Below are 6,648 nucleotides of genomic sequence, written 5' to 3'. Positions count from 1 at the left end.
CCCTTTTTTATTCATCCGCCCACCACCGATATATACACCGGACTTAAAACACTCTTCCCCACCCCGACGCTCTCCCGATCGCGCCCCCCACCCCCCCGCCGCGGCCGCGGCGCCGCGGCCGGACCGGGCCGCCGTCCGTCGTGCGCTGTCCCGCCGCGGCCGGACGGCCACCCGCCGCCGCTGGGCCGCGCTCCCCGTCCCCGTCCTCGGAACCGCGCTGGCCGGCGCCCTCCTGCTCGTCCCCTCCGGTTCCCCTGCGCTCGCCCAGATCGTCGACCGCGCGGCCGCCGCGACCGCCCCGCCGACGGACGCGATCGTGGCCATCCGCTCACGGATCGAGGGGCGGTCCTGGAGCGCCACCCAGGGGGATTCCTCCTTCAGCAACGACGAGCAGGGCTGGGTCCGCGTGACCGGCGACGGCGACCCGCTCGACGTCCGCTCGGTGCGGCTCCGGTCGTCCGACGCCTCCGGCCCCGGCAGCGCGCCGCCCGGCCTCGAGGAGACGACCGCCTACCCCCGCCCCGGCCAGGAGACGATCACGCAGCGACAGTACGACCCGCGGACCGGGCGCACCACCACGGAGCGCGGTGCCGGCGAGGTCCCGCGGCTCGTCTTCCGCGCGCACGACCTGCTCCAGGAGGCCCGCCGAGGGGCCGCCGACGTCCGGCTCGACGGCGAGCGGACGATCGACGGCCGCCGCACGTACCGCCTGGTGGTCCGGGATCCCGCGGACGGCGCGCCGATCCCCGGGATCGAGGACCGGACCGAGCTCTACGTCGACGCGGAGACCTACGCCGCGGTCGAGTACCGCCACGTCTCCCAGGGGCGGACGCAGCCGGGCGGCGTGCCGTTCCGCTCCGAGCTCGTCCAGCGCGTCCTCGACTACGAGGAGCTGCCCGACACCGCCGGGAACCGCGAGCTGCTGGAGCTGCGGGGCCCGCGCGAGCCCGCCCGGCCGCAGCCGTAGGCGCGATCGAGCACTCAATCGGACCCTGGTCCGCTTGAGTGCTACGGTGTCCTCCAGGTAGTTTCCACGGCAACGAACAAGGACCCACCATGGACATCGTCTTCCTCGTCGGCCGCATCCTGCTGGCCGCCGTCTTCCTCCTCTCCGCCATCGGTCACCTGACCCAGAGCAAGGCCATGGCCCAGTACGCGCAGTCCAAGGGCGTACCCGCCGCCGAGGCCGGGGTGATCGCCTCCGGCGTCGTCTTCGCGCTCGGCGGGCTGGGCCTCGTGCTCGGCGTCTGGACCGACCTCGCCGCGCTGCTGATCGCGCTGACGCTCGTGCCCGTCTCCTTCATGATGCACGCGTTCTGGAAGGAGTCCGACCCGCAGGCCAGGCAGGGCGACCAGATCAACTTCAACAAGAACCTCGCCCTGATCGGCGGGCTGCTCGTCCTCTTCTACCTCGTCAACCAGACCCAGGACATCCCGGCCGGCATCACCGGCCCGCTCTTCGGGCGCTGGTAGGCGGCCGGGCCACGCGCCGGGCGGTCTCCACCGGCGGTCGTCCTGCGGCCACGACGACCGGCGGACCCGCCGGACGAGCCGGTGGGCGGCCGGCGTCGGGGCGGGACCTCGACGGCCCCGCGTCGTCCTACCGCCCGAAGGCCGCCTGGTCCAGCACGACCGCCGCCGGCAGGCCGACGCGCTCCGGCGGCGACGGATCCGCGGAGACCGAGACGGTCTCCGCGGCGCTGATCGTCAGCGTGTGCGTGACGCCGTCGGCGTCCTCGAAGGCGACGTGCTCGTCGCCGCGCTCGGTCAGCGTGCCCTCGAGGCCCGGCTGGATGCCCGCGCCGTAGAGGTAGTGCAGGACCTGCTCGGCCTCGTTCTCGAAGCGCAGCACCTTGAGCGTCGCGCCGATCTCGACGTCGGCGAGCGGGGCGCCCGGGACGCGCTGGCCGACGGCGATCGGGTGGCCGTGCGGGCAGGTGGTCGCGTCGCCGATCGCGGCCCGCATGCCGGCCTCGATCATGGGGCTCATCGCGTGCTCCATGCGCTCGGCCTCCTCGTGGACCTCGTGCCACGGGATGTTGAGCACGTCGGTGAGGAAGCGCTCGACGAGCCGGTGCCGGCTGACGACGCGCTCGGCGACGCCGAGACCCCGCTCGGTGAACGAGATCCGCTTGCGCTCGTCGCGGCTGATCAGCCCGTCGGCCTCGAGGCGCTTGACCATCTCGTGGACCGTCGGAGCGGACAGCATCATGGCCCGCGAGACGTTCGCGGCGGTCAGCGGCAGCTGGACCTCGTGCAGCCAGTAGAGCGTCTCGAGGTATTCCTCTTCACCGGCGGTCGGATGGCCCATGTCGCCATGGTACCCCCGCGCGGGACACGAACCGGTCGAGCCGAGGCGCCTGCAGGAGTACGCTTGGCGGATGAGCACTCGTGGAGGTTCGGAGACCGGTGGTCTGACCGCGTTCGACGCCGCCAAGATCATCGGCCTCATCATCGCCGTGGTGGCGGTGGTGTGGGTGATCGGCAAGATCGTCGGCGCCATCATCACCCTGCTGTGGATCGTGCTGGTCGGCGCCGCGATCGTCGCCGCCGCCTGGGTCCTGTGGAGCCTCTTCCGCGGCGGCAAGGACTCCTGACCGCCCCGGTCCCGGCGGCCACCGCCCGGCGGGACGACCGGACCTCCGGCCGGCTCCCGGCGACCGCTGCCGCGCGTCGCCGGTCGGTCTACGCCGCGACCGGCCGGCCGTGATCCGCCGGTCGGCGCGGACGCCGCACGCCGGCGCACCGCGTACCGCTCGGCCCTTCGGCGGGTACTTCTGGGTGAGTTGATGACCGAGCGCCCTCGTCCGCACGCCGCGCCCATGCGCGGCGTCAACCTCCCCAATCCCCTCGGCCGTCGGGCCGTCGTCGTCGGCGCCGGGTCGTTCGGCACCGCCGTCGCGGTGCTGCTCGCCCGGGGTGGGTTCCGCACCACGCTGCAGACGCGGACGGCCGAGCAGGCGGAGCGGCTGCGCGAGACGCGCGAGAACGAGCGCTACCTCGCGGGCGTCGAGCTGCCGCAGAACCTCAAGATCGACTCGATCGACGCCGGGCCGGGCCGCGCGGAGTTCGTCTTCCTCGGCGTGCCGTCCGCGCACCTCGGCCAGGCCGTCGACCGGCTCGAGGCCCAGGGCCTCGACCGCCGCTCGAAGGTCATCTCGCTGTCCAAGGGCCTCGTCCCGCCGCTGGGCGTCCCCCCGACGGTGCTCCTGACCGAGCGCTTCGGCCCGCACCGCGTGGCCTGCATCGGCGGCCCGGCGCACGCGCGCGAGATGGTCACCCACGGCGCCGGGCTCGTCGCGTCGTCGGCGGACCAGGAGCTGGCCGCGACGATCGCCGCGGTCTTCCTCCGCGCCGGGGTCGTCTGCGAGCACACCGACGACCCGGTGGGCGTCGAGCTCGCGGGGGCTGCGAAGAACGCCGCCGCGCTGGCCGCCGGGGCGACCGAGGGCCAGGGCCTGAACGCCGCCGGCGCCGCGGCCGGCCACATCTTCGCCGAGGTCTGGCGCCTCGCCGAGGGCATGGGCGCCCAGCCCGCGACGTTCATCGGCCTGGCCGGCACCGGCGACCTCGTCGCCACCGCGCTGGCGCCACAGAGCCGCAACCGCCGCGCCGGCGAGCTGCTCGCCGTCGGCGTCCCCCGCGACGAGATCCCGACGCGGATCGGTCAGGCCGTCGAGGCGTTCGAGTCCGTGCCGCTGCTGGAGGCGGCGCTGCACCGCGCCGGGGTCGCCTCGCCGGTCACCTCGGGCCTCGTCGGCCTGATCCGCGGATCCCTGCCACTGGACGGCTGGGTCGCGCTCGTGCGGACGACCGTGCCGCCCCCGGCCAACTGGCGCGCGGGCCGGACGCCCGGGCGCTTCCGCCGCTGGTGGGACCGCCTGCTCGAGCGCCTGGTGTCCCAGCCGGAGCAGCGCGAGCTGCCCGGGCCCGCCGACTGACGGCGCGGACGGGACCGGCCGACGACCCGTCCCGTCGTTCGCCCGCCTACCGGCGCCCGGGCGCGGTCCCGCACGCCGCCGGCGCGCCGGATCGGGCGACGCACGCCACCGTCGGGCCACCTCCGCCCGCCGTCGAGGGGGTGCGAACACGTCTGGGCCACGTCGTCACGACCCGGGCGGCCTAGAGTGGGGGTGTGTCGCAGCTTCCCCGTCGTACGAAGATCGTGGCCACCATCGGGCCCGCCAGCCGCGATCCGGAGATCCTCGTGCGGATGATCGACGCCGGCATGGACGTCGTACGGCTGAACTTCAGCCACGGCTCGCACGAGGACCACGCCGAGACCGTCCAGATGGTCCGCTCCGCCGCGGACCGCGCCGGCCGGCCGATCGCCGTCCTGCAGGACCTCCCGGGCCCGAAGATCCGGCTCGGCCAGGTCGCCGACGAGCCGGTCCAGCTGCACGAGGGCCAGCGCCTCACGCTCGCCTCCGGGTCGGTCGAGGACATCGGCACCGCCGAGCGGCTGATCGTCGCGTGGGACCGCTTCGCCGACGCGGTCGAGGTCGGCGAGGAGGTCCACGTCGCCGACGGCATGATCCGCCTGCGGATCGAGGCGGTCCGCCAGGGCGACGGCGAGGCCGACTGCGTCGTCGAGATCGGCGGCCCGGTCTCGTCCCGCAAGGGCGTCAACCTCTCCGGCCCGGCCGACCTCCTGCCGACCGTCCCCGAGGAGGACCTGCTGCACCTCGCCGCCGGCAAGGCGATGGGCGTGGACCTCGTCGCGGTGTCGTTCGTCCGCCGCGCCGAGGACCTCGAGGCGCTGCGCTCCCGCACGCGTTGTCCGCTGATCGCGAAGTTCGAGAAGCCGCAGGCGATCGCCGCGGCCGAGTCGATCGTCGCGGCGTCGGACTGCATCATGGTCGCGCGCGGCGACCTCGGCATCGAGCTCCCGATCGCCCAGGTGCCCCGGGTCCAGAAGCAGCTGATCGCGCTGGCCGGCGCCTACGCCCGCCCGTCGATCACCGCCACGCAGATGCTCGAGTCGATGGTCTCCTCGGCCCGCCCGACGCGCGCCGAGGTCACCGACGTCGCCAACGCGATCCTCGACGGCACCGACGCCGTGATGCTGTCGCAGGAGTCCGCCATCGGGCAGTACCCCGTCGAGGCGATCAAGACGCTCGCCGAGGTCGCCCGCGAGACCGAGACCATCGCCCCGTTCTTCGACTGGAACGAGCGCCGCGTGCGCCGCGACTCCAAGGACCCGGGCTGGGCCGTCGCCCGCTCCGCGGTCCACACCGCGCAGGAGCTCGACGCCGCCGCGATCGTCGTCCCGACCCTCTCGGGCCGCTCCGCGCGCCTGGTGTCCGCGCACCGCCCGGACCGCCCGGTGATCGCGCTCTCGCCGTCGCGCGAGACCGTCGCGCGCTGCAACCTCATGTGGGGCGTCGACGGCGCGATGATGCACCACCACGCGGTGACCGAGGAGCTCATCAAGGACGCGGCCACCAAGGTCCGCGAGCTCGGCTGGCTGAAGCCCGGCGACCGCGTGGTCATCACCGCCGGCCTGCCGTCCGGCACCCCCGGCACCACCAGCCTGCTGCAGGTCCAGACCGTCTGACCGACCCCGGGGTCAGCGGCCCGCCGCCGCGAACTCCGGATCCCACTCCTCCCGGGGATCCGGGATCGGCGTCAGGTGCGCCTCGAGCGCCGCGCGGTGCTCCTCCAGCCAGGGCGGCAGGATCGTCTTGACGCCCCAGTCCTCGCGCGGGTTCTTCGCCTCGAAGCCCGGCAGGTCGGTGGCGAGCTCGTAGAGCACCCCGCCCGGCTCGCGGAAGTAGATCGAGCGGAAGTAGAAGCGGTCGACGAGGCCGGAGGTGTGGAGCCCGCCGGACTCCACCTGCGGCAGCCACCGCTCGTAGTCGGCGTCCCGGACGCCGAACGCGACGTGGTGGACGGTGCCGGCCCCGTGCAGCGGGCGCGGCTCCGGCGCCCGGTCGAGGGTGACGAGGCCGCCTCGCCGGTCGGACCGCAGCTCGTAGCGCCCGAGGACGCCCGCGGCACCGTCCCCGAGCGCCGCGTTGATGGGCGTGGTCGGCGCGACGAGGGTCGCCCCGAGCACGTCGGTCAGCACGGACGCGGAGTGCTCCGGCGCGCGGCTGTAGATGCGGACCCCGTCGAACCCGCGCAGCGCGACCTCCTCGGGGATCTGCGGGTGGCGGGCGCGCAACGGGGCGTCGCCGCTCTCGTCGACCACGAGCTCGAAGCCCAGGCCCTCGGGGTCCTCGAAGGTGAGGACCCCGTCGACCGTCCGGTTGGGCAGCCCGTGGCGGGTGAGACGGTCCGCCCAGAAGCCGATCGCCTCCGGCGAGGCCACGCGGAACGCGATCCGGTGGACCATCCCGGCGCCGTCGCGACCCGGGGACAGGCCCTTCGACTCGAACATCGTCAGGTCGGAGCCCGAGCTGGCGTCCTCGTCCGTGAAGAACAGGTGGTACATGTCCGGCGAGTCCTGGTTGACGGTCTTCGCCGCCAGCCGCAGGCCCAGGACGCCGGTGACGAACTCCGTCGCCGCCCGGCCGTCGGCCGTCATGGTGGAGATGTGGTGGATGCCGTCGATCTGCATGGTGCGCCTCGCGTCGCCGGGCGGGTCACCCGGTCGGACCGTCTTTGGTTGCACGTGCAACTATACGCCGATCGGGCGGTCGGTCA

General features: G+C 74.2%; 7 protein-coding genes. 5 read left to right on the top strand and 2 right to left on the bottom strand.

What is annotated here, in order from left to right:
- The first annotated feature begins 316 nt into the window (after positions 1–316).
- Together AB0L40_RS15120 and AB0L40_RS15115 are read left to right on the top strand one after the other, a co-directional pair.
- Positions 317–967, top strand: a complete 651-nt coding sequence (locus AB0L40_RS15120) for a hypothetical protein (protein WP_364355874.1) — start codon at positions 317–319, stop codon at positions 965–967.
- Between the two features lie 89 nt (positions 968–1,056).
- Positions 1,057–1,473, top strand: coding sequence for a DoxX family membrane protein (locus AB0L40_RS15115; RefSeq protein ID WP_364355871.1), 417 nt, complete (start codon positions 1,057–1,059; stop codon positions 1,471–1,473).
- 127 nt (positions 1,474–1,600) lie between these two features.
- Here AB0L40_RS15115 and AB0L40_RS15110 read toward each other — a convergent pair whose 3' ends face one another.
- Entirely contained in the window at positions 1,601–2,311 is a 711-nt protein-coding gene (locus AB0L40_RS15110; protein WP_364355868.1) for a metal-dependent transcriptional regulator, read from the bottom strand.
- 70 nt (positions 2,312–2,381) lie between these two features.
- Here AB0L40_RS15110 and AB0L40_RS15105 point away from each other — a divergent pair, with 70 nt between their 5' ends.
- The 3 genes from AB0L40_RS15105 (at position 2,382) to pyk (ending at position 5,557) form a co-directional block, all read left to right on the top strand.
- Positions 2,382–2,597, top strand: a complete 216-nt coding sequence (locus AB0L40_RS15105; RefSeq protein WP_364355866.1) for a hypothetical protein — start codon at positions 2,382–2,384, stop codon at positions 2,595–2,597.
- A 225-nt stretch (positions 2,598–2,822) separates the two neighbouring features.
- The gene (locus tag AB0L40_RS15100) at positions 2,823–3,941 is read left to right on the top strand and encodes an NAD(P)H-dependent glycerol-3-phosphate dehydrogenase (protein ID WP_364355864.1); all 1,119 of its coding nucleotides are present in this window, start codon (positions 2,823–2,825) and stop codon (positions 3,939–3,941) included.
- Between the two features lie 194 nt (positions 3,942–4,135).
- On the top strand, positions 4,136–5,557 hold the full coding sequence (gene pyk, locus AB0L40_RS15095; protein WP_364355861.1) for a pyruvate kinase: 1,422 nt from the start codon (positions 4,136–4,138) through the stop codon (positions 5,555–5,557).
- A 12-nt stretch (positions 5,558–5,569) separates the two neighbouring features.
- On the opposite strand, the gene AB0L40_RS15090 is transcribed toward pyk, so the two are convergent.
- Complete coding sequence (locus tag AB0L40_RS15090; protein WP_364355858.1) at positions 5,570–6,562, bottom strand: VOC family protein; 993 nt, start codon at positions 6,560–6,562, stop codon at positions 5,570–5,572.
- Between the last annotated feature and the right edge of the window lie 86 nt (positions 6,563–6,648).

The sequence above is a fragment of the Patulibacter sp. NPDC049589 genome (genome assembly GCF_040675535.1).
Classification (GTDB): domain Bacteria; phylum Actinomycetota; class Thermoleophilia; order Solirubrobacterales; family Solirubrobacteraceae; genus Patulibacter.
This window is presented reverse-complemented; position numbering and strand designations above follow the sequence as displayed.

What these genes read in the sequence shown, in the direction of transcription:
- AB0L40_RS15105 (WP_364355866.1), top strand. Translation starts at nt 2,382, where the DNA reads ATGAGCACTCGTGGAGGTTCGGAGACCGGTGGTCTGACCGCGTTCGAC.
- AB0L40_RS15100 (WP_364355864.1), top strand. Translation starts at nt 2,823, where the DNA reads ATGCGCGGCGTCAACCTCCCCAATCCCCTCGGCCGTCGGGCCGTCGTC.
- AB0L40_RS15090 (WP_364355858.1), bottom strand. Translation starts at nt 6,562, where the DNA reads ATGCAGATCGACGGCATCCACCACATCTCCACCATGACGGCCGACGGC.
- AB0L40_RS15110 (WP_364355868.1), bottom strand. Translation starts at nt 2,311, where the DNA reads ATGGGCCATCCGACCGCCGGTGAAGAGGAATACCTCGAGACGCTCTAC.
- AB0L40_RS15115 (WP_364355871.1), top strand. Translation starts at nt 1,057, where the DNA reads ATGGACATCGTCTTCCTCGTCGGCCGCATCCTGCTGGCCGCCGTCTTC.